The organism is Streptomyces sp. ADI95-17 (assembly GCF_003846175.1).
GTDB classification, from domain to species: domain Bacteria; phylum Actinomycetota; class Actinomycetes; order Streptomycetales; family Streptomycetaceae; genus Streptomyces; species Streptomyces sanglieri.
The window spans coordinates 286071-308707 of sequence record NZ_ML123044.1 but is presented as its reverse complement, the minus strand read 5'-3'; the positions used below and the strand labels follow the sequence as shown (position 1 = coordinate 308707).

Annotated in this window: 15 protein-coding genes and 2 pseudogenes; 15 read left to right on the top strand and 2 right to left on the bottom strand. The window is 70.7% G+C overall.

Annotated elements, in window-relative coordinates; genetic code table 11:
* Nucleotides 1-24 precede the first annotated feature (24 nt).
* A complete protein-coding gene (ligA, locus tag EES42_RS01290) occupies nucleotides 25-2217 on the top strand; it encodes an NAD-dependent DNA ligase LigA (RefSeq protein ID WP_124716240.1) in 2193 nt (730 codons plus the stop codon).
* A gap of 444 nt (nucleotides 2218-2661) precedes the next feature.
* Nucleotides 2662-4740, top strand: a complete 2079-nt coding sequence (locus EES42_RS01285) for a putative bifunctional diguanylate cyclase/phosphodiesterase (RefSeq protein ID WP_241196192.1) — start codon at nucleotides 2662-2664, stop codon at nucleotides 4738-4740.
* Between the two features lie 248 nt (nucleotides 4741-4988).
* Here EES42_RS01285 and EES42_RS01280 read toward each other — a convergent pair.
* Nucleotides 4989-5583, bottom strand: a pseudogene (locus EES42_RS01280) (TetR-like C-terminal domain-containing protein).
* Nucleotides 5584-5727: 144 nt separating this feature from the next.
* On the opposite strand from EES42_RS01280, the gene EES42_RS01275 reads away from it, so the two are divergent.
* The 10 genes and pseudogenes from EES42_RS01275 (at nucleotide 5728) to EES42_RS01230 (ending at nucleotide 17120) form a co-directional block, all read left to right on the top strand.
* Nucleotides 5728-6096, top strand: coding sequence for a DUF4267 domain-containing protein (locus tag EES42_RS01275; RefSeq protein ID WP_124716238.1), 369 nt, complete (start codon nucleotides 5728-5730; stop codon nucleotides 6094-6096).
* A gap of 16 nt (nucleotides 6097-6112) precedes the next feature.
* Nucleotides 6113-6608: pseudogene (locus EES42_RS01270) on the top strand (cupin domain-containing protein).
* Between the two features lie 129 nt (nucleotides 6609-6737).
* A complete protein-coding gene (gene gatC / locus EES42_RS01265) occupies nucleotides 6738-7034 on the top strand; it encodes an Asp-tRNA(Asn)/Glu-tRNA(Gln) amidotransferase subunit GatC (protein WP_015036350.1) in 297 nt (98 codons plus the stop codon).
* A gap of 5 nt (nucleotides 7035-7039) precedes the next feature.
* On the top strand, nucleotides 7040-8542 hold the full coding sequence (gene gatA, locus EES42_RS01260) for an Asp-tRNA(Asn)/Glu-tRNA(Gln) amidotransferase subunit GatA (protein WP_124716237.1): 1503 nt from the start codon (nucleotides 7040-7042) through the stop codon (nucleotides 8540-8542).
* A complete protein-coding gene (locus EES42_RS01255) occupies nucleotides 8539-8778 on the top strand; it encodes a hypothetical protein (RefSeq protein WP_124716236.1) in 240 nt (79 codons plus the stop codon). Before gatA ends, EES42_RS01255 begins: the two co-directional genes overlap by 4 nt.
* A 15-nt stretch (nucleotides 8779-8793) precedes the next feature.
* Nucleotides 8794-10302, top strand: a complete 1509-nt coding sequence (gatB, locus tag EES42_RS01250; protein ID WP_124716235.1) for an Asp-tRNA(Asn)/Glu-tRNA(Gln) amidotransferase subunit GatB — start codon at nucleotides 8794-8796, stop codon at nucleotides 10300-10302.
* A gap of 176 nt (nucleotides 10303-10478) precedes the next feature.
* Nucleotides 10479-12605 carry a phosphocholine-specific phospholipase C gene (locus EES42_RS01245; protein WP_124716234.1) on the top strand — a complete coding sequence of 709 codons (2127 nt, stop codon included), beginning with the start codon at nucleotides 10479-10481 and terminating at the stop codon, nucleotides 12603-12605.
* 78 nt (nucleotides 12606-12683) lie between these two features.
* Nucleotides 12684-14162, top strand: coding sequence for a hypothetical protein (locus EES42_RS01240; protein ID WP_124716233.1), 1479 nt, complete (start codon nucleotides 12684-12686; stop codon nucleotides 14160-14162).
* A gap of 184 nt (nucleotides 14163-14346) precedes the next feature.
* Complete coding sequence (locus EES42_RS01235; protein WP_124716232.1) at nucleotides 14347-16566, top strand: MMPL family transporter; 2220 nt, start codon at nucleotides 14347-14349, stop codon at nucleotides 16564-16566.
* A complete protein-coding gene (locus EES42_RS01230; protein WP_124717339.1) occupies nucleotides 16566-17120 on the top strand; it encodes a GNAT family N-acetyltransferase in 555 nt (184 codons plus the stop codon). The genes EES42_RS01235 and EES42_RS01230 overlap by 1 nt, the downstream gene beginning before the upstream one ends.
* Nucleotides 17121-17129: 9 nt before the next feature.
* Here the strand turns inward: EES42_RS01230 and EES42_RS01225 are convergent, their stop codons facing one another.
* Nucleotides 17130-19613: a helix-turn-helix domain-containing protein gene (locus EES42_RS01225; RefSeq protein ID WP_124716231.1), complete on the bottom strand. Its 2484-nt coding sequence runs from the start codon at nucleotides 19611-19613 to the stop codon at nucleotides 17130-17132.
* Nucleotides 19614-19889: 276 nt separating this feature from the next.
* Between EES42_RS01225 and EES42_RS01220 the strand changes: the two genes are divergently transcribed.
* The 3 genes from EES42_RS01220 (at nucleotide 19890) to EES42_RS01210 (ending at nucleotide 22533) form a co-directional block, all read left to right on the top strand.
* Complete coding sequence (locus tag EES42_RS01220; RefSeq protein WP_124716230.1) at nucleotides 19890-20117, top strand: hypothetical protein; 228 nt, start codon at nucleotides 19890-19892, stop codon at nucleotides 20115-20117.
* A 65-nt stretch (nucleotides 20118-20182) separates the two neighbouring features.
* On the top strand, nucleotides 20183-21445 hold the full coding sequence (locus EES42_RS01215) for a serine hydrolase domain-containing protein (RefSeq protein ID WP_241196191.1): 1263 nt from the start codon (nucleotides 20183-20185) through the stop codon (nucleotides 21443-21445).
* A complete protein-coding gene (locus EES42_RS01210; protein ID WP_124716229.1) occupies nucleotides 21442-22533 on the top strand; it encodes an alpha/beta hydrolase in 1092 nt (363 codons plus the stop codon). Before EES42_RS01215 ends, EES42_RS01210 begins: the two co-directional genes overlap by 4 nt.
* Nucleotides 22534-22637 lie beyond the last annotated feature (104 nt).

Below are 22637 nucleotides of genomic sequence, written 5' to 3'. Positions count from 1 at the left end.
AACGGGTAACGGGAGGACGAGACGATGGCCGGCGAACAGCAGACGACGGTGCCCGCACAGGCCCAGGAGCAGCACGCGCTGCTCGCCGAGCAGATCGAGGAGCACCGCTTCCGGTACTACGTGAGCGACCAGCCGGTCGTCAGCGACGCCGAGTTCGACCGGCTGATGCGCGAGCTGGAGGCGCTGGAGGACACCTACCCCCAGCTGCGCACCCCGGATTCGCCGACGCAGAAGGTCGCGGGCCCCTACCGGACGGAATTCACCTCGGTCGAGCACCGGGAGCGGATGCTCTCGCTGGACAACGCCTTCGACGATCTGGAGCTGGCCGCCTGGGGCGAGCGGATCGCCCGGGACGTCGGCACCGCCGACTACCACTTCCTGTGCGAGCCGAAGGTCGACGGACTGGCGGTCAACCTCACCTATGAGCACGGGCGGCTGACCCGGGCCGCCACCCGTGGCGACGGCCGCACCGGCGAGGACATCACCCCCAACATCCGTACGATCGCCGAGATCCCGCACCGGCTGAAGGGCGACCGGATCCCGGCGCTGGTCGAGATCCGCGGCGAGGTCTTCTTCCCGATGGAAGCCTTCGAGGAGCTCAACGCCCGGCTCGTCGAGGCCGACGACAAGCCGTTCGCCAACCCGCGCAACGCGGCGGCCGGTTCACTGCGCCAGAAGGACCCGAAGGTCACCGCCACCCGCCCGCTGCACATGGTGGTGCACGGCATCGGTGCCCGTGAGGGCTTCGACATCGACTGCCTCTCGCACGCCTACGAGCTGCTGCACGAATGGGGCCTGCCCACCGCCAAGTACAACAAGGTGGTGGATTCCCTCGACGGAGTACGGGAGTTCATCAGGTACTTCGGCGAGAACCGGCACTCCGTGGAGCACGAGATCGACGGCGTCGTCGTCAAGCTCGACGAGATCCCGCTCCAGGGCCGCCTCGGCTCCACCTCCCGCGCACCGCGCTGGGCGATCGCCTGGAAGTACGCCCCGGAGGAGGTCAACACCAAGCTGGTCAACATCCGGGTCGGCGTCGGCCGGACGGGCAGGGTCACGCCGTACGCGCAGGTCGAGCCGGTCGAAGTGGCGGGCTCCGAGGTGGAGTTCGCCACCCTGCACAACCAGAACGTGGTGAAGGCGAAGGGCGTCCTCATCGGGGACACGGTGGTGCTCCGCAAGGCGGGCGACGTGATCCCGGAGATCCTCGGCCCGGTCGTCGACCTCCGTGACGGCACCGAGCGGGCGTTCGTCATGCCCACCGAATGCCCGGAGTGCGGTACGGAGCTGCGGCCCATGAAGGAGGCCGACATCGACCTCCGCTGTCCCAACGCACGCTCCTGCCCAGCCCAGTTGCGCGAACGCGTGGCCTACCTCGCGGGCCGCAAGTGCCTCGACATCGACCACTTCGGCTATGTCGCGGCCGCGGCCCTCACCAGGCCGCTGGAGCCCGCCGAGCCGCCGCTGCGCGACGAGGGTGATCTCTTCGGGCTGACCATCGAGGAGCTGCTGCCGATCCGGGCCTATGTCCGGGACCAGAACAGCGGGCTGCCCAAGCGCGACCCGAAGACCGGCGAGGAGAAGACCGCCTGGGTCTTCGCCAACCAGCAGGGCGAGCCGCGGAAGAACGCCCTCGCCATGCTCGACGCCATCGCCGCGGCCAAGGAGGCGCCGCTGGCCCGGATCCTCACCGGGCTGTCCATTCGGCACGTGGGACCGATCGCCGCCGCGGAGCTGGCCCGTCAGTTCCGCTCCATCGACCGGATCGACGAGGCGACGGAGCAGGAGCTGATCGAGGCCGACGGGGTCGGGGAGATCATCGCCGCATCGGTGAAGCAGTGGCTCGCCGAGGACTGGCACCGGGAGATCCTGCGCAAGTGGCGGGAGGCCGGGGTCCGGATGGCCGACGAGGAGGCGGGGGAGGACGCGGGGCCGCGTCCGCTCGAAGGACTCACCGTCGTCGTCACCGGCACACTGGCCGGCCACACCAGGGATGGCGCGAAAGAGGCGCTCCAGAGCCGCGGCGCGAAGGTGACAGGTTCCGTTTCGAAGAAGACCTCCTTCGTGGTCGTCGGTGACAACCCCGGTTCGAAGTACGAAAAGGCCATGCAGTTGAAGGTGCCGGTGCTGGACGAGGACGGCTTCGCCGTACTGCTCGAACAGGGTCCGGATGCGGCCCGCGAGGCGGCGGTTCCGGCCGAGGAACCGGCGCGGTAGGCGGATCACCGCCCCCGGACGGGGTATCGGAACAGAACGGTGGCCGTCGGAACGGATCGGTGGCCGTACGACAGGAGGTGGGCGAACGGTGAGCAAGGGGGCGATAAAGGATGTAGAGGGGCAGGCCGGGGCAAGGGTTTCGCCATTTCGGCCGGTTCACCCGATCGGCGCATAGCAGATGCTGACGGATGGTCGGTCCGCATTCGGGCAAGAGCGTCAGAGCGCTGCCCGTAGAAGCCTTCCGCGGCCTACTGTTGAGAAGTGCACCTGCCGTGCCCGGCCGCGGGGTGGGAAACCGGGTCGTGGCGGCGTGGAACGGAACCATCGGGTGACATCGGCACCGCCGGCTGTGAGAGGGACGGAATGAAACCGACCGAGAGCGCCGCACCGGTGTCGCGGCTGCAAGGTTTCGTCGGCCTCACGCCCAAAGTGGGCGCCGTTGCCATGGCGATCGCCGTTGTCCAGATCGCGACCGGTTTCTACCGGACCGTGAGCGAGGGACACGCGCTCTTCCCCGACGGCAGGGCCGGGTGGTCCCTCGCCGTCCTGACCGGAATCATCGTCGGCCATCTCGTCGCGCTCGGCCGCGACCGCTGGTGGGGAGGGACCGGTTCCGGTGCCTCCCTCACCCTGGCGGTGCTGCTGCTCTACGGCTGGGTGCCCGCCGGGCTGGTCTCCCTGGTCGTCGTCGTCCTCGTCGGAGTCGCCCGCAGGCACCGCTGGTGGCAGGGGCTGCTGCACGGCGCGGTGGACATCCTGGGGATCGGCGCTGCGGCCCTGGTGCTCGCCGCCTTCGGCGAGGTGCAGACCGTGGAGTCGCCCTGGCAGCCACTCGACTGGGGCATCGACTCCGTCCCGGAGGTCCTCCTCGCCGCCTCCACCTACCTCGTGGTCACCAGGGTCCTGCTGTGGTACGCGAGGACGCCGCAGGGCGGCGGACTGCCGACCATCGCCCGCACCGCCCTGCTGCGCCAGGGCCTCGTCGCCCTGGCCCTCGTCGCCATCGCACCGCTGATCTGCGTCGTCGCGATGGTCACCCCCCTGCTCCTGCCGCTCTTCGCCGTCCCGCTGATCGCCCTCGACTCCGCCCTCTGGATCGCCAGGGCCCGGGCCGAGGAGCAGCTGCGCGACCCGCTGACCGGGCTGCCCAACCGGCAGTGGCTGCTGGAGCGCACCTGGACGGCCCTGGAGGACGCCGAGTCCGTCGGTGCCAGATCCGCTCTCGTCCTGATCGACCTCGACCGTTTCCGCGCGGTCAACGACACCCTCGGTCATCTGGCGGGGGACCGGCTGCTGTTGCAGATAGCGGAACGTCTCAGACTCGCCCTGCCCCGGGGCGCGGAGGCCGCGCGGTTGGGCGGCGACGAGTTCGCGGTGCTCCTGCCGACCGCGGACTCCACCACCAGCGCCCAGCGGGTCGCCCGCCATCTGGTCGCCGAGCTGTCCTCCCCGCTGGACCTCGACGGACTGACCCTGGTGCTGGAGGCCAGCGCCGGAGTCGCCGTCTACCCGGACCACGCGCTGGACGCCGAGGGGCTGCTCAGGCGCGCGGACGTGGCGATGTACCAGGCCAAGCGGGACCGTACGGGCGTCGAGGTCTACGAGTCCAAGCGGGACAGCAACACCCCGGACCGGCTGGGGCTGCTGGGCGATCTGCGCCGCGCCCTGGACGCCGGTGAGGTCGAGCTCCACTACCAGCCGAAGGTCCGCTTCGACGGCCAGGTGGCCGGCCTCGAAGCCCTGGTGCGCTGGGTGCATCCGGAACGCGGCAGGGTTCCTCCGGACGAGTTCATCGCCATCGCCGAGTCGTCCGGTCTCATGCCGCACCTCACGGAGTACGTCCTGGAGACCGCGCTGGCCCAGGTCGCCCGGTGGCGGGCGCAGGGGCTGTTCGTCCCGGTCGCGGTCAACGTCTCCCCGCGCGATGTCCACACCCCCGGGTTCGCGGGCGGCGTCGCGGCCCGGCTCGCCCGGCACGGCGTCCCGGCCGGGGCGCTGCAGCTGGAGATAACGGAGCACGTGCTGCTGGAGGACCCGCAGCGGGCCGCCGACACGCTCGCCGGGCTGACCGGGCACGGAGTGAAGATGTCCCTCGACGACTTCGGCACGGGGTACTCCTCGCTCGTCCATCTGCGCCGGCTGCCGGTCAGCGAGCTGAAGATCGACCGCTCGTTCGTGGCCCGGCTGGCCGTGGACAACGAGGACGCGGAGATCGTCCGCTGCACGATCGACCTGGCCCACTCGCTGGGTCTGCTGGTCGTCGCGGAAGGGGTAGAGGACGACGAGACCTGGGAGCGGCTGCGGGATCTGCGCTGCGACGCGGTGCAGGGCTGGCTGGTCGCCGCGGCGATGCCGCCGCAGGAGACCACGGCCTGGCTGCGGGCACGCGGCGAGCACGGCTGGCGGCGCCCGGCCGAGCTGGCGGCAGCGGCGGCCGCCGCCGCGGCGGCAGCCGGCACACAGCCGGAACTGGAACAGCGCCCGCCTGTACGACCGGTCAGCTCCGGGCCCGCGACGACCTGAGACCGTGCCCGCCTGTACGACCGGTCAGCTCCGGGCCCGCGACGACCTGAAACCTGACCACCCGACCCGGCCGACGAGCCGAGCCCGACGACGACCCGACGCCGACGAGCCGAGCCCGACCCCGACGAGCCCGACCCCGACGCCCCGACGCCCCGACGCCGCCCCGGATTTCCCCTGGCCACGGGGGCAGCCCCAGCAAACAGGGACGCCCCCGCCCCCGCCCCCGACCCCGCCCGGTGCGGGGGCTCTCAGTGGGCGCGTGCGAAGTGGCCGATCAGTAGTGCCAGGCGGTGGTCGTGGGCCTCCAGGGGAGGTGGCCGCTGCGGGGCAGTGTGGCCAGGCCGTGCAGGCTCGCCCAGTACGTCTCCGTGAGCAGGACCGATCGTCGCCGTCCACGGCCATCGGCTCGACGGCCAGGCGCAGCTCGTCGAAGGCCTCGTGCAGTGCTGCCGGTGCCTCGGGCGTGGCGAACGGCAGATCCACCGCGTGCGTGAACATCGCGTCGTACAGCGCCGGCCGTTCGCGCGCGAAGTCCGTGTACGCCCGGCTGAGCGCGGCCGGCGCGCCCCGCTCGTCCGTCGCCGAGGTGCGGGCCGTCCGTAGCGCTGCGGCCAGCACGCCGCAGCCCTCCACCGCGACCGCCGCCATGATCGCGCCCCTGCCCTTGAAGTGGCTGTGGAGGACCGGCTGGCTGTACTCGACCTCTGAAGCGAGCGGCGGCGTGGTCACCGCGCTCCAGCCCTCCGACTCCGCCGGCTTCCGCGCGGCCGTCACGATCAGCTGCTCCCGCTCCGCCTGCTCCCGCTCCGCCTGCTCCCGCTCCCGGCGCGTCCGAACAGTCATGCCAGGAATTCTAGCAGCGCTAGAAAATGTGCCGACGCTTCTGCTAGCTTCGCTCATGTTGCTAGCGGCGCTAGCGACGGCGGCCCGTGAAGCCGTCCCGTGAACTCGTCCGGTGTGAAGCCGGCAGATGCCAGGAGTCCTGCCATGACCGTCGCCGCGTACACGCTCGCCGTGGTGCTCGACCTGTTCGTCGTGTTCATCGGAGCCCGCTTCCTGCTCCAGCCCCTGCCCTCCGCCGCCGGATACGGAGTCCCCGCCAAGGAGGACGGGGACCGTGCGTACCTCACGATCAAGGGGCTCAGGGACCTCACCTTCGGCCTGCTCGGCCTGGCGCTTCTCGCGTTCGTCGGTGCGCGGGCCGAGGCATGGTTCATGCTGCTCGTGGCATTGGCACCGCTCGGCGACACGCTCATAGTGCTGCGCCACGGCGGGACGAAGGCGGTCGCGTACGGCATCCACTTCGCCACCGCCGTCGCGGTGCTCGTCAGCGCCGGCCTGCTGTTCGCCGTCTGAGCCCCGAGGTGCCGTGGTGTCGCTGATCGTTCCCGGGTCCGACGAGGCCGTCGTCGTCGTCCGTTCCGCCGGCGCCGAAGTGATCGGCCGCGCGCCCACCACCGTGCGGCTGCTCGCCGACAGCAGCGCGACCGGCGGCGCCCTGTCCGCACAGCGCGTCACGCTCGCCGGCGGCGCCAACGGCGCCACCCCGCACCACCATGAGCGCAGCGCCGAGATGTTCTGCGTGCTCGACGGCGCCGCCGAGTTCCTGGCGGGGGAGGAGGTCGTCACGGCCGGGCAGGGCGACCTCGTCGTGGTACCGCCGCGCAGGCCGCACGCGTTCGCCGCCGCCCCCCGGCTGCGACACCGATCTGCTCGTCGTCATCACGCCCGGCGTCGAACGCTTCGAGTACTTCCGGCATCTGCAGCGCATCGCGCTGGGCGAGCCGAGCCCCGAGTCGCTCCTGGAGGTGCAGGAGCGCTACGACAACCACTTCCTGAACAGCGCGGTGCGGGAGAAAAGGCACTGAGGAGCCCCTCCGGGGGAAACCGTTTAGGGGCCATGCCTCCGGGCCCCATAGGATTGGGGGTCGGCGGCACATTTCCACCTGCCGCCGGCCCCCGGCCAAAACCACACACCAACCCCTGAGGATCGCTGCATGCCTGGCATCACGCGCGAGGAGGTCGCCCACCTCGCCCGGCTGGCGCGTCTGGAGCTGAAGGGCGAAGAGCTCGATCACTTCGCCGGTCAGCTCGACGACATCATCGGCGCGGTCGCCCGCGTCTCCGAGGTCGCCGACCAAGACGTACCGCCGACCTCCCACCCGCTGCCGCTGACCAATGTCATGCGCGCGGACGAGGTCCGTCCGTCGCTCACCCCCGAGCAGGCGCTCTCCGGCGCCCCGGCCCAGGAGCAGCAGCGTTTCAAGGTGCCGCAGATCCTGGGGGAGGACTAACAGCCATGACGGACCACAGCACCATCATCAAGCTCACCGCTGCCGAGATCGCCGCGAGGATCGCCTCCGGCGAGCTCACGGCCGTCGAGGTGACCGAGGCCCACCTGGCCAGGATCGACGCGGTCGACGAGAAGGTCCACGCCTTCCTGCACATCGACCGCGAGGGCGCGCTCGCGCAGGCCCGCGCCGTCGACGCCAAGAAGGCGGCCGGCGAGAAGCTCGGCCCGCTGGCCGGCGTCCCGCTCGCGCTCAAGGACATCTTCACCACCGAGGACATGCCGACCACCGTCGGCTCCAAGATCCTCGAAGGCTGGATCCCGCCGTACGACGCGACCCTCACCAAGAAGCTGAAGGCCGCCGACGTCGTCATCCTCGGCAAGACCAACATGGACGAGTTCGCCATGGGGTCCTCCACCGAGAACAGCGCCTACGGCCCGACCGGCAACCCGTGGGACCTCACCCGCATCCCCGGCGGCTCCGGCGGCGGCTCGTCCGCCGCGCTCGCCTCGTACGAGGCCCCGCTCGCCATCGGCACGGACACCGGCGGCTCCATCCGCCAGCCCGCCGCCGTCACCGGCACCGTCGGCGTCAAGCCCACCTACGGCGGCGTCTCCCGCTACGGCATGGTGGCCTTCTCCAGCTCCCTGGACCAGGGCGGGCCCTGCGCCCGTACCGTCCTGGACGCGGCCCTGCTGCACGAGGTCATCGGCGGGCACGACCCGATGGACTCCACGTCCATCGACGCCCCGGTCCCGCCGGTCGTCGAGGCCGCCCGCAACGGCAGCGTCGAGGGCATGCGCGTCGGCGTCGTCAAGCAGTTCGCCGGTGAGGGCTACCAGGCCGGTGTGGTCCAGCGCTTCAACGAGTCGGTCGAGCTGCTCAAGTCGCTCGGCGCCACGGTCGTCGAGCTGGACTGCCCGTCCTTCGACCTGGCGCTCTCCGCGTACTACCTGATCGCGCCGTCCGAGTGCTCCTCCAACCTGGCCCGCTTCGACGCCATGCGTTACGGGCTGCGCGTCGGCGACGACGGCACGCGCTCCGCCGAGGACGTCACCGCGCTCACCCGCGAGGCCGGCTTCGGCGACGAGGTCAAGCGCCGCGTCATCCTCGGCACGTACGCCCTCAGCTCCGGCTACTACGACGCGTACTACGGCTCGGCGCAGAAGGTCCGCACCCTCATCACCCAGGACTTCGAGAAGGCCTTCGAGCAGGTCGACGTCATCGTCTCCCCGACGACGCCCACCACCGCCTTCCCGATCGGCGAGCGCGCCGACGACCCGATGGCGATGTACCTCGCGGACCTGTGCACCATCCCGACCAATCTCGCGGGCAACTCCGCCATGTCGCTGCCCTGCGGCCTGGCCCCCGAGGACGGCCTGCCGGTCGGGCTGCAGATCATCGCCCCCGCCATGAAGGACGACCGTCTCTACAAGGTCGGAGCCGCCGTCGAGGCCGCCTTCGTGGAAAAGTGGGGTCACCCGCTGCTGGAGGAGGCTCCGTCGTTGTGAGTGCACTGACCAAGGCCAAGGGCTTCAAGAAGTCCAAGACCGGCACGTACCTGTCCATCGGCACCACCGCCTTCGGGGCCGTCAGCGTGCTCAAGCAGGCCAAGAAGGCCCGCTACGAGCACGACACGCTCCGACTGATCGACGCCGTTGTCTCCGCCGCCGCCATCGCCACGGGTGTCGCCCTGCTGCTGCGCGAACTCAAGCGCCTCGGCGACGACGACGTACTGCTGGGCTGAGAGGGAAGTTTCACCGTGACTGTCACCGACCTGGTGTCGTACGAGGACGCGCTCGCGTCCTACGACCCCGTCATGGGCCTGGAGGTCCATGTCGAGCTCGGCACCAAGACCAAGATGTTCTGCGGCTGCTCCACCGAGCTCAAGCAGGACGCCAACTCCCAGACCTGCCCGGTCTGTCTCGGCCTGCCCGGCGCCCTGCCGGTCGTCAACGAGATCGGCGTCGAGTCCGCCATCAAGATCGGCCTCGCGCTGAACTGCGAGATCGCCGAGTGGTGCCGCTTCGCCCGGAAGAACTACTTCTATCCGGACATGCCGAAGAACTTCCAGACCTCCCAGTACGACGAGCCGATCGCCTACAACGGCTATCTGGACGTCCAGCTGGAGGACGGGGAGATCTTCCGGGTGCAGATCGAGCGCGCCCACATGGAGGAGGACACCGGCAAGTCGACCCACGTCGGCGGAGCCACCGGCCGTATCCACGGCGCGTCCCACTCCCTGCTCGACTACAACCGGGCCGGCATCCCGCTCATCGAGATCGTCACCAAGCCGATCGAGGGCGCGGGCGCCCGCGCCCCCGAGGTCGCCAAGGCGTACGTCGCCGAGCTCCGCGAGCTCATCAAGGCGCTCGGCGTCTCGGAGGCCCGCATGGAGATGGGCCAGATGCGCTGCGACGTCAACCTGTCGCTGCGCCCCAACGGCACCGAGACCTTCGGTACCCGCTCCGAGACGAAGAACGTGAACTCGCTGCGTTCCGTCGAGCGGGCCGCCCGGTTCGAGATCCAGCGGCATGCGGCCGTGCTGTCCTCCGGCGGCACGATCGTGCAGGAGACCCGGCACTTCCACGAGGAGGACGGCTCCACCACGGCCGGCCGCATCAAGGACAACGCCGAGGACTACCGCTACTTCCCCGAGCCGGACCTGGTGCCGGTCGCCCCGGCCCGCGAGTGGGTCGAGGAGCTGCGCAAGGGTCTTCCCGAGCTGCCCCGGCTGCGCCGGGCGCGGCTCAAGGAGGAGTGGGGTGTCTCCGAGCACGACATGCAGTCCATCCTCAACGCGGGCGCGGTCGACCTGATCGTCGCCACGACCGACGCGGGCGCCCCCTCGGACCAGGCCCGCAAGTGGTGGATGGGCGAGCTGGCCCGTAACGCCAACGAGACCGGCCGCGGCCTCGACGAGCTGCCGATCACCCCGGTGCAGGTCGCCAGGGTGGCCGAGCTCGTCACCTCGGGCGACCTCAACGACAAGCTGGCCCGCCAGGTCATCGAGGGCGTCCTCGCGGGCGAGGGCGACCCGGACACCGTCGTCGAGAAGCGCGGCCTGAAGGTCGTCTCCGACGAGGGCGCGCTGTCCACCGCGGTCGACGAGGCCATCGCGGCCAACGCGGCCATCGCGGACAAGATCCGCGGCGGCAAGGTCGCGGCGGCGGGCGCGCTCGTCGGCGCGGTCATGAAGGCCACCCGCGGCCAGGCGGACGCGGCCCGGGTGCGTGAGCTGATCCTGGAGAAGCTCGGCGTCGAGGGCTGACCCCTCTGCGCAGGCACGTCCCCCGAGGGGCGGCACACCCGTGAGCCGGGTGCGCCGCCCCTTGGACTTTCCCGCACGACCTGTTGGACGTTCACCACCGAGCCGTACGGAATCCTTCCGCGCGCCACTTGGCTTGATTAGCTTCCCGGCTGTACGACAGGACTCGGGAGGCTCACTTGACCACGGACATTTCACGGCGACGGCTCTTCGCGCTGGGCGGCGGTGCACTCGGCGCCGCGGCGGCGGGGTCGCTGCTGCCGCCTTCGCTGCAGGCCGCGATCGCCGCGCAGCCGGCACACTCGGCTGGGTCCGGCGGCCGTGACGGGCTCGGAGCCATCAAGCACGTGGTGATCCTGATGCAGGAGAATCGTTCCTTCGACCATTACTTCGGGACGCTCCGGGGCGTACGCGGCTTCGGTGACCGCAACGCCGTCGAGCTGCCCTCGGGCCGGACGGTCTTCGAGCAGCCCGCCGCGGCGGGCAGCTCCGTACTGCCGTTCCCGGTGCGCGACGCCGCCGAGACGCAGAAGAAGGACCTCCAGTACATCGGCGCGCTCGACCACTCCTGGAGCGGTGGCGGCAAGGCGTGGGCCGGCGGTTGGATGAACGGCTGGGTGAGCGCGAAGACGGCCGCCACCATGGCGTACTACGACCGCCGCGACATCCCGCTGCACTACGAACTGGCCGACACCTTCACGGTCTGCGACGCCTACCACTCCTCCATCCACTCCTCGACCAGCCCCAACCGCAACCACCTGTGGAGCGGCAGGACAGGCAACGAGCCGAACGGCAAGCGGGCCGTCGGCAACGACGCGTACGACGAGGGCACCCACCCCGGCTACGACTGGGGCACGTACGCGGAGCGGCTGGAGAAGGCCGGGCGCAGCTGGCGCACGTACACCGAGTGGGAGAACTTCACCGACAACCAGATCGAGTTCTTCGCCACCTTCAAGGCGGTGGCCCGCAAGGCGTTGGCGAAGACCGGCGGCCACACCTTCATGGAGTCGTTCTACGCCGCGGTGCGGGACGCCGACGCCACGGAGCGGGAGCGGCTGTTCGGCCTGCTGGAGGAGGGTGTCGCCAGCCTCGACAAGACCGAACGCAGCCTGTTCGAGCGGGCGTTGCGCCGAGTGGAGACCGGGACGCTGGCCGACGAGTTCGCCAAGGACGTCGCGGCGGGCACCCTGCCGGAGGTCTCCTACCTGGTGCCCTCCGCCGTCGACTCCGAGCACCCGAGCGTCTCCTCGCCGATCCACAGCGCGACGATCGTCTACAAAGTCCTGGACGCACTGGGCAAGCACCCCGACGTGTGGCGGCACACCGCGGTCTTCATCAACTACGACGAGAACGACGGCTTCTTCGACCACGTGCCGCCGCCGGTCGCCCCGTCCGAGGTGACCGAGGAGCAGTGGGAGGGCAAGCCCACCGGTCTCGGCATGCGGGTGCCGATGCTCGTGGTGTCGCCGTGGACCATCGGCGGCTACGTCTGCTCCGAGGTCTTCGACCACACCTCCGTGGTCCGCTTCCTGGAGCGCTGGACCGGAGTGAAGGAACCGAACATCAGCGACTGGCGGCGCACCGTCGCCGGCGACCTGACCTCGGCCTTCGACTTCTCCCGCGGGCGGCGTCGGCCCGAGGTGGAACAGCCGGGCGCCATCCCGCCGTTCAGCGGCCGCTGGTCGCCGAAGCCGCCGGCCGTCCAGCACATGCCCGTGCAGGAGCCCGGCACCCGCCCGGCCCGCGCGCTGCCCTACCAGCCGGACGCGCAGGCGAAGGTGGTGAACGGCACGGTGCAGGTGGCCCTCAGCAACACGGGGCGCTCGTCGGCGCACTTCGCGCTGTACCCGTACGCGGGCGAGTTCCCCGTACCGCAGCACCGGGACGTCAAGCGCACCGCGCAGTGGACGGTGCCCGTGACCGGCGAGGCCTACCGGTTCACGGTGACGGGGCCGAACGGTTTCCGCCGGGAGTTCGCCGGGCCCGCGAAGGGCGGCGCCTCGGCCGGTGCCGAGGTCGCCTCGCGGGTCGACGCCCATGAGCGCGACCTGCACCTCACGCTCCGCAACACCGGCCGGACCACGCTCACCTTCACGGTGCGGCCGCGCGGCTACGTCGACGAGGCGGACCTGCGGGACTGGACCCGGACCATCAAGGTCAAGCCGGGACGCAGCCGCACGGTGGTCCACTCGGCGGCCGACGCGCACGGCTGGTACGACCTGGACGTCACCGTCGACGGGGACGACGCGTTCCGGCGCCGGCTGATGGGGCACATCGAGAACGGCCGGGCGAGCGTCTCGGGCTGACGGGCCGCCCGGCAGGCTCTCCGCACGGGGTTCGGCGCCCACCGGAACCACCGCGGCACGGCCCGCGTGTCCTTGATCATGAACGAACTGATCGAGAAATGGGACGGAGTCACGGCGGGCGCCGCCCCCGAGGAGGCGGACCCCGTCGTCCTGGAGTGCGCCCGCCTGCTCGCCGCCGAACCGGACGGCGAGCAGGCGGTCCTGCTGACCTTCGGGCTGGTGAACATGGCGCGGTACGTCCTCGGGCGACGCGGCGCCGATGTCGAGCGGGCCGTGGTGGACGCGCTCGGCGCCGCCGCCGAGGCCATGGACGAGCAGTGTCTTCAGGCCGGCGGGTGCGGGCACGCGTCCCATCCGTACACCGACAGCCTGGAGGAGTGGGACACCGACGCGGACGGGCTGCTCCACGCGCCGGACGTCGAGGTTCCGCTCGATGACTGGGACGAGGCCGAGGTCTGTCCCCGCAATGCCGCCGGATGGGCGCGGACGGCCGCCGATGTGATCCTGCCGGGCAGCACGGACGGCATCCCCGAGATCGTCCCCGAGGACCACCAGAGATACATCCGCAGCCTGGGCAGTGTGCTCAACGACTATCCGAACGGCGATCCGTTCTGGGACCTGGACATCCACGCCGGACCGCCCGGCGACCTCTCCCGGGCCGCTCTCGCCGGCTATGTCGTCGTCGCCCATGCGAACTGCTGGTACGCGGGGTCGGGCCGGATCAGACAGCGGTCGCTGCTCGACGACATGATCGAGGGCCTGGAGTCCGTACTGCCGCTGCTGCCGGACGAGGCCTGCGCGCACGAGGACGGCGAGCACCCGGCACTGCGCTCCGGCAGCGACGAGCAGGCCTCCGAGGGCATCCACCTGCAGAGCCCCGGCGGCCGGACCGTCCTGCGCGAGGAACACGAGGACGGATACGGGGCCTCGCTGGAGGCATGGACCTGCACCACCTTCCTGCGCGCCCTCGCCGTCGAGGCCCGCGACCATCTGCGCGAAGCGGTCGACAGACTCTTCGGCACCCGGGAGACGGCGCATCTGGACCCGGTGTATCTGCGCTCCGACGGCCGGCTCGACATCGATCCGCTGACCGAGCGTCATGTCCCGTTCAAGGACGAGACGGCTTCCGAGGAGGCGGCGCTCTGGGCGGCCCGGCGGTACGAGCAACTCGGTCCGGACGGACCCGCACTCGACCGGACCGTCCTGCTGCTCCTGATGGGCACGGCGGCCGATTCTCTGGAGCTGTCGTACGGAATCGCCCGTGAGATCCTCGGCATCCTCCGCACCGCTGCCGCCGACCTGCCCGGCGGCGGGTGCGCCCACGCGGACGGCCATGCGCCCGCCCGTGGGCGCACGTCCGACCGCTTGGCACACATAGCGCACCTCTATGCCCCCGACGCCTGCCCCGCCCCTGGCCCGGACTCCGGCCAGGGCTTCGGGAACGAGGCGCTGACCTGCCCCGTCCATCTGGCGGAGGTCGTGACGAAGGGCATCGCGGAGATCGAGGAGCAGTTCGAGGACGAGCTGGAGGCGGAGGAGGAACGACTGGCCGAGTGAGACGGCCGGAGGGCATGGCGACGCGGGGCCACGGCCATTCCTGCCGCCATTGTGAGTAAGGCCACGAAAGAGACAAAGGATCACCTACGGCTGCCAGAGTGACGGTTCTCAGGTCATGCGCTCTTTGCGGGTAATTCGCGTTTTATACCGGCAAAAGATCACGAACCAGCAGGGAGCACGTCCGTTGGCTGCCATCGCCCGCTGGTGCATCAGGCACCGTCTCATCGCCGTCCTCGTCTGGCTGCTCGCCCTCGGCGGCGCGGCCACCGCGGCGGGCTTCGCGGGTTCCGCGTACTCCAACGACTACGAGGTCCACGGCACGGAGTCCGGCCGGGCCACCGAGCTGCTCAGGGCCGGTTTCACGGATCTCGGCGGTGACACCGACACCATCGTCTGGCACACCACCGACTCCACCGTGCGGGCCGCCGACGTCCGGCAGACGATGACCCGGACCCTGCACGCGGTCGAGGAACTCCCCGGGGTCGGCGCGGTCACCGGCCCGTACGGGGCCTCCGGCACCGCGCAGATCAGCGCCGACGGACACACCGCCTATGCCACGATCACCTTCGACCGGCAGGTCGAGGAGATCCCGGTCCAACAGGCCAGGGCCGTCGTCGACACCGCGAAGACGGCCGCCGCCGACCATCTCCAGGTGGAGCTGGGCGGCCCGGCCGTCGCGCTCACCGAGGCACCCTCCGCCCACCTCAGCGAGGCCATCGGGGTCGTCGTCGCGGCGGTCGTCCTCTTCCTCGCCTTCGGCTCGCTCGCCGCCAGCATGCTGCCCATCGCCACCGCACTGGTCTCCGTCGGCACCGCGTACGCGGGCACCGTGCTGCTCGGCCATGTGATGACCGTCGCCGACTTCGCCCCCATGCTGGGCATGCTGATCGGGCTCGGCGTCGGCATCGACTACGCGCTGTTCATCGTCACCAGACACCGCAGAGGACTGCGCAGAGGCCTGTCGGTCACCGAGGCCGCGCAGAACGCCGTCGCGACGACCGGCCGCGCCGTGGTCTTCGCCGGGGCCACCGTCTGCATCGCGCTGCTCGGCATGCTGATCCTGCGCCTCGGGTTCCTCAACGGCGTGGCGATCGCCGCCTCGCTCACCGTCGTGCTGACCGTGGCCGCCTCCGTCACCCTGCTCCCCGCCCTGCTGTCCCTCATCGGTATGCGGGCCCTGAGCCGGCGCGAGCGCGGGCAGCTCGCCGAGCACGGCCCGCGGCCCGAATCTCCCACGGGCTTCGCCGCCCGCTGGTCAGCCTTCGTCGAACGCCACCCCAAGCTGCTCGGGGCGTGCGCCGCCGTGGTGATGCTGGTCCTGGCGCTGCCCACGTTCTCCCTGCACCTGGGCAGCTCCGACCAGGGCAACAACCCCGCCTCGTCGACCACCCGGCAGGCGTACGACCTGCTGGCCGACGGATTCGGCCCCGGCGTCAACGGCCCCCTGACGATCGCCGCGCAGCTGGACGGCGCGGACGACCGGCTCGCGATGGACGGCCTGCCCGCCACGCTGCGGTCCACCGAGGGCGTGGCCTCGGCCGGCCCGGTCACGTACAACAACAGCGGCGACACGGCCTTCGTCACCGTCGTACCGAAGTCGTCGCCGCAGTCCCAGGAGACCAGCGAGCTCGTCGACCGGCTGCGCACGGACGTGCTGCCGAAGGCCGAGGAGAACAACTCGCTCCAGGCCCATGTCGGGGGAGTGACCGCCAGTTACGACGACTTCGCCCGGATCATCATCGGCAAGCTCCCGCTCTTCGTCGGCGTGGTCATAGGGCTCGGCTGCCTGCTCCTGCTGCTGGCCTTCCGGTCGATCGGCATTCCGCTGAAGGCCGCGGTGATGAACGTGGCCGCCGTCGCCTCCTCGTTCGGGGTCGTCGTCGCGATCTTCCAGTGGGGCTGGGGGAGCGAGCTGCTGGGCCTGGGCAGCGCGGGGCCCATCGAACCGTTCCTGCCGGTGATCATGGTGTCGGTGCTCTTCGGGCTGTCCATGGACTACCAGGTGTTCCTGGTGGGGCGGATGTACGAGGAGTGGCTGGAGACCGGTGACAACCGGCGGGCCGTCCGGGTGGGCCTCGCCGAGACCGGTCGGGTGATCAACTCCGCGGCCGTGATCATGATTTCGGTCTTCCTGGCGTTCGTCCTCAGCGGGGACCGGGTCATCGCGATGTTCGGCATCGCGCTCGCCGCGGCCGTCCTGCTGGACGCCTTCGTCCTGCGTACGCTGCTGGTCCCCGCGCTGATGCATCTGCTGGGCGGGGCGAACTGGTGGCTGCCGCGCCGGCTGGACCGGCTGCTGCCGCGGATCAGCATCGAGCCGCCCGAGCAGGACCTGCGGCATGCGAAAATCCCGCAGGCGGCACAGCCCGCGCAGATGGTGGAAGCGGTCCGAGAAGGAGCATGATGTTCGCGATATCCCTGGGTGACGACGGAGCGGAACTGCGTCCGCTGGAGATCTGGCAGGCGCAGGAGTTCCTCGACCACATGGACCGGGCCCGCGCGCTCATCGACCCGTGGATCCCCTTCGCCTCCTTCGCCACCGACCTGGACTCGGCGCGGGAGCTGCTGCGGCGGTACGCGGAGAAGCAGGCGGCGGACACCGGGCGGATCTACGGCATCTGGCTGGACGGCACGCTCGTCGGCGGTGTCCTGTTCCGGATCTTCGACGCGGAGTCGGGGAACTGCGAGATCGGCTGCTGGCTGGAGCCGGCCGGCGAGGGGCGCGGGCTGATCACCCGGGCGGCCCGCAGACTGATCGACTGGGCGTTCCTGGAGCGCGGCATGCACCGCGTGGAGTGGGACGCCTCCGCCGCGAACACCGCCAGCATCGCCGTGGCCAAGCGGCTGGGCATGACGCGCGACGGGGTGCTGCGCGAGAACTACCTGTACCGCGGCGAGCGGCACGACTCGGAGATCTGGTCGGTGCTGGCCCGGGAGTGGCCGGCGCGGGAGGCCTGAGACCGGCCCCTACGCCCCGGGACCGAATCTGGCCGGTGCGTACTTGCTCTGGTGCTCGCGGTACGAGCGGGCGAGGTGGTGCTGGAGCCGGATGTGGCGGAACTGGTACACCGCACCGGTCTGGCGCAGCACGCCCCGGCGGTAGGCGTCGTCCAGGAAGGCCACGGTGTCCCAGGGCAGCCTGCCGGTCAGCGGCAGCCAGATGCGCGACAGGACCAGCCACCGCCCCCAGGCGGTGAACGAGAGCGCGTAAGCGCACGTGCCGCCGAGCCCGCCGATGGCGCCGATGGCGAGCCCGCCCGCCACGTCCCAGACCAGCGTTCCGAGGATGCCGTCGAGCAGGCCGGTGATCAGGTGCCCGCCGACCGCGATGGCCAGGGTGAGCATCGGCACCAGTACGAGAACCTGCCGGAGCACCGTCGCGCGGTTCGAGGCCAGCAGGCCGGCCGGGGTCGCCGCGGAGGTGACGTCCAGCGGTGCTTCGAGCACGGCCACGGCCCCGAAGACCAGTCCGGCACCCGTCCCGAAGATCAGGCCGAGGACCAGCATGTTGATGAGGGTGCCCTTGATCACCAGCTCGTCCGCGAGCGGGATCCCGTAGTACAGCCAGCGCTGGAAGGCCAGGGCGGAGGCGCATCCGACGCCCATCACGAAACCGCCCGGCAGCACGGCACCGAACCGGGCGACGAACGTGCGCACCGGTCTGCGGCCGACGCCGGTGCCGCCGCCGGGCAGCCGCAGCCGCACATGGGCGGGTTCGAAGGCCGTGGTGCCGACCCTGACCAGGATCGCGTGGACACACCCGAAGGCGAGACCGGCGACCGCCCCCATCGAACAGCCCGACATGAGGGCCTCGCCGACCGGGAACGGCACGTTGATCAGGTTGACGATCCACACGGCGAGCGCGACGCAGAGCGCCGAGGAGACCGCCACCGACAGCAGCCTCGTGGACAGCCGCAGCGAATCACCGATCCGCCACCACGCGAGGTCCTGCTGGTCGCCGTCGAGCCGGGCCAGATGGTGGGCGAGATGGCCGAGCCAGCACTCGGCGCGCTCCGGGTCGCGGTGCCGCTCCAGGCGACGGGTGGCGCTCCGCTCGGCGACGCGGTGCCGGTAGACCGTCGGCACGAAGCCGGCCAGCAGATGTTCTTCGAGGGAGTTCTCGTCGGGGAAGCGCTCGGCGTCCAGCAGCTCCGCCGGACTCCTGTCGGGTGCCTCGCTGTACATCGTCCGCGCCAGGACGATCATGAGCGGGGTGCTCAGGACCCTGGCCAGGGGGGTGGCCGCCCCGCTCTCCCGGGCGCGCAGCCGGTCCAGTACGGGGGCCCAGACCGCCGCGCTGCCGCCGTCGCCGCGGGGGACCGGCCGGGCGGTCCGGGGCAGGTAGTCGGCGAGGTCGTCGAAGGTGAGATCGGTCAGTTCGAGACCGGCGGCCCAGATCAGCGGGGCACCGGCCTCCTGGACGGCCTCGGCGAACTCGCCGCGTCGGCTGGTCAGGACGAGCGGGAGCGAGGTGGCGTTGAGCACCTCCAGGGCCGTACGCCGCAGACCTTCCGCGATCTCGTCGAACCCGTCCAGGACCGGAAGCACGAGATCCGCGTCGACCAGCGCGGTGGCCAGCGTCGCCCCGTCGGGGGCCCGGCGGGTGAGATGCGGGTGGTCGCGCAGCAGCCGGTCGATCAGCCAGTCCCGCAGCGCGACGGCCGTGGGGTCCCAGGAGCCGATGCTGAAGATCACCGGAACCCGGTCGTGCGGTTCCCGGGCCTCCAACTGGTCCAGGACGAACCTGATCGTCAGGATCGACTTGCCGGATCCGGCCCGGCCCAGGACCACGAGCCGCCCGGACCCGATGCGCCGGTAGACCTCGGCCACGCTGCCCAGATCGCCGCTCAGGTCCATTCGGTCCGGCGTCGCTCCCGGCGGCAGACGCTGAATGTTCTCCGAATGGTCGGTCAGCGATTCGGGGGCGTCCTGCCAGCGCACCGGAAGCGGAAAAGGGTCGTGCACCCGGCGGTGTTCCTCCTCACGCTGCCAGCGGCGCCTGATTTCCCGGGCCAATTCGGTGGCGGCGGCGATGAGTTCGCCGTGAACGGGTGAAGCGGTGAGGGTGGGGCGGACTTTTGTCCCGGCATTCTGCGCAGCATCCGGCCCGGAATTCTGCACGGGTACGGGCACGGGCGTGGCTAAGGGGGCGTGCGCGGATTCCGGTACGGGTACGGGCGCGGGTGCGGATTCGGGCGCGGGCACGGGTTCGCCGGCCGGTTCGGCCTTCGACTTCGCGAGCGTGGCGGCGAGCCGTTGACGGTCCTCGGGCCCGGCCTCCAGCGCGTCCGCCAGCAGGTTCACCGTACCCAGCCGGTGATCGCTGGATCTGCCGTTCTCCAGTCTGCGGATCGTACGCACACTCACTCCGGAACGTGCCTCCAGCTGCTCCTGCGTCAGCCCCGACCGATTACGCAGCCGACGCAGCAAAGTGCCGAGCTGATCCGCCACTTCGACATCCCTCCACCACCGAGCGCGGTCGCGACGACCCTACCGGTGACGACCGGTCATATATGGCCGGTCGGCTGTCCTGTTCGCGGAATGGCGCGAACAGCACGATCAGTGGTGTCCGGCAGGTGCGCCGACACGGGGCGGCGCACCCCGCCGGGCATCCGGGAAGCGGATGACGTCCACGGAGCCGGACCGGCACCGGTATCGGACCGGCACCGGTATCGGACCTGATCGCCTCTCATGGCTTTCTCCTGCTACGACTCATGAGGAGTTGACATGGCCTACCGATTCTGGTGCGGCGAATGCGGATTCAAGACGCCGTGGCTCGCCGAGTCCGAGGGCGCGCAACGCCAACTGGCGCACTACACCAAGCAACACCCGGGAATTCCCGCCGGTGGCCATGTGGAGACCAACCGGAAAAACCCGCAGGGCGGCCTCGGCTGCCTCCAGGTGACGGGAATTCTCGTCCTTCTGCTGATCGTCGCGGCCGCGTGCCGACGCTGAGGCGCGGCCGAATACCTCCAGACAGCCGGAATGACCGACCGAAAGGGACAGGAAAGAAAATGAGCATGCGCGACGATTCCGGAGCAGACATCGAGGCCGGCACGGCGAACCGGTCCGACGGCGGCACGGCCCGACGCCCCTCGCGGGTGCGCGGGCACCGGCGCTGGCTGCTGCCGGTGGCCACCGCGGCCTGCCTGCTGATGACCGGTGTCGGCACGGCGACCGCCGCCGCCCCGGCCACCGGCACCTCGACCACCGAGTCCTCGACCGCCGCCCAGACCCCGGCGGACATCCTCCAGGCCGGTGCCCAGCAGGGGATCGCCGACGGATACCCGGGCGTGATCGGCATGGTCCGGAAGGGCGACGCCACCCAGTACGTGCACGCGGGCGTCGGTGACCTCGTGAACAAGGTGCCCGCGGACCCGAAGGCCAAGTTCCGGATCGGCAGCAACACCAAGGCGTTCGCCTCCACCGTGCTCCTCCAGTTGGAGGGCGAGAAGAAGCTCTCGCTGGACGACACCGTCGCCAAGTGGCTGCCGAAGGCGGTCGCCGCCAACGGCTACGACGGCTCGAAGATCACGATCCGTCAGCTGCTCAACCACACCTCGGGCCTGCCCGACTACTTCAAATCCGTGCAGATCAACGGACCGTACTTCCTCAACACCAACCCGAGGGAGGTCTTCCCGCCGCAGAACCTGGTCAACGTCGCACTCGCCATGCGTGCGCCGACGACCGAGCCGGGCGAGAAGTTCGACTACTCCAACACCAACTACGTGCTCGCGGGCATGGTGATCAAGGCCGTCACCGGCTCGGAACCGGCCGCGGAGATCCAACGGCGCATCATCGAACCGCTCGGTCTGCGCGACACCAGCTTCCCCACCGCCGACCCCGCGCTCTATGGCAACTACCTTCACGGCTACGCGATCCGGACGATCTTCATCAACGACGCGACGGCCTCCAACGTGCAGGTCTTCGGGAGCGCCGGCGCCATGGTGTCGACCATGGACGACCTGGCCGCGTTCTCCCGGGCGCTGATGACCGGAAAGCTCCTTGAGCCCGCGCAGATGGCCGAGCTCAAGACCACCGTTCCTGTGACCGGCGACGTCGGCTACGGGCTGGGCATCGAGCGTATAAAGCTGTCCTGCGGGAAGTGGGCCTGGGGACACAACGGCGCGGTGCTCGGCTACTTCAGCGAGTGGCTGAGCAGCGAGGACGGCACCGAGCAGGTACTGCACACGAACAACGAGTACCACCTGCTTGCCGGTACGCCGGGGCGGGACCTTCCCCCACGGCGAGAGCAGCCCGCTCTCGGAGAGGACACCCGATGAGAACACCGTTGACCACGTGGCGTGCGCGGACGAGGACAGCTCTCGCCGCCGCCGCGCTGACCATGACGGCGACCCTCGCGACCCCGCTCGCGCACGCCGAGGGCGCCGCCCCTCCGGTGCTGTCCGACGGATTCGGCCTGACCCAGGTCGCCGGGGGCACCGAGGTGCACTCGGACAACGACTTCACCATCACCGTGACCACCCCGCAGGTGGCGGGACCGCACCGGATCCGCATCTTCCTGCCCAGCGGCTACCGCACCGACCCCGGCAAGCGATGGCCGGTGGCGTACTTCCTGCACGGCGGACCCGGAAACCCGGACGACGCCGCAGCCGCCCCGGCGCTGCGCTCGGACTCGATGATCACCGTCGTGCCGGACGGCGGCCGCAAGGGCTGGTACGCCGACTGGCTCATGCAGAACACCGCGGAGGGCGCGGCGAACTGGGAGACCTTCCACCTGAAGCAGGTCGTCCCCTTCATCGACGCGAACCTGCGCACCATCGCCGACAAGGACCACCGAGCCGTCGTCGGCCTGTCGATGGGCGGGTTCGGTGCCCTGCACTACGGCGAGGCCCGGCCCGATCTCTTCGGCCATGTCGCCTCGCTGTCCGGCGGCATCGACTTCGGCATGGCGGAGGTCCGCGCGGCGGTCCTGGCCACGGAACTCAACGTCACGGGCGCCTGGTGCGCCGTGAGCACCTCCACCCCGTCCGGGACCGGACAGTGCACCGGTTACGGTCCCACCGTCGACAGCGACGCGATCTTCGGCTCCCCTTATCCGGTCCTGAACGCGGACCGGATCTGGAAGGCGGTCGACCCCGCCGCCCCGGCCAACCTGGCCAGGCTCGCCGGGGCCGAGGTCACGCTCTACACCGGCGACAACGACGTGATCGACCACTTCACCGCGATCGCCGCCAGGAACGTCAAGTCCCGCATGGACACGCTCGGTCTGCCCAGCCGCCTGGTCGACTACGGCGACGGGTCGGCACTGGCTCCCGGCTGCGACGGCGGCCACAACTACGGCTGCTGGGCGGCCGCCCTCGCCGACTACGTACCCCGGCTCCAGGACTCCTTCGGGGCGAAGAGCTGACGCGGCGGACGACGGCTCGGCAATGACCCCGGCCCCGGCGGGCGGACGCTCGCCGGGGCCGGGGCCCGCCCATGACGCCGTCGCGTGGGGCATTCGTTAAGAGG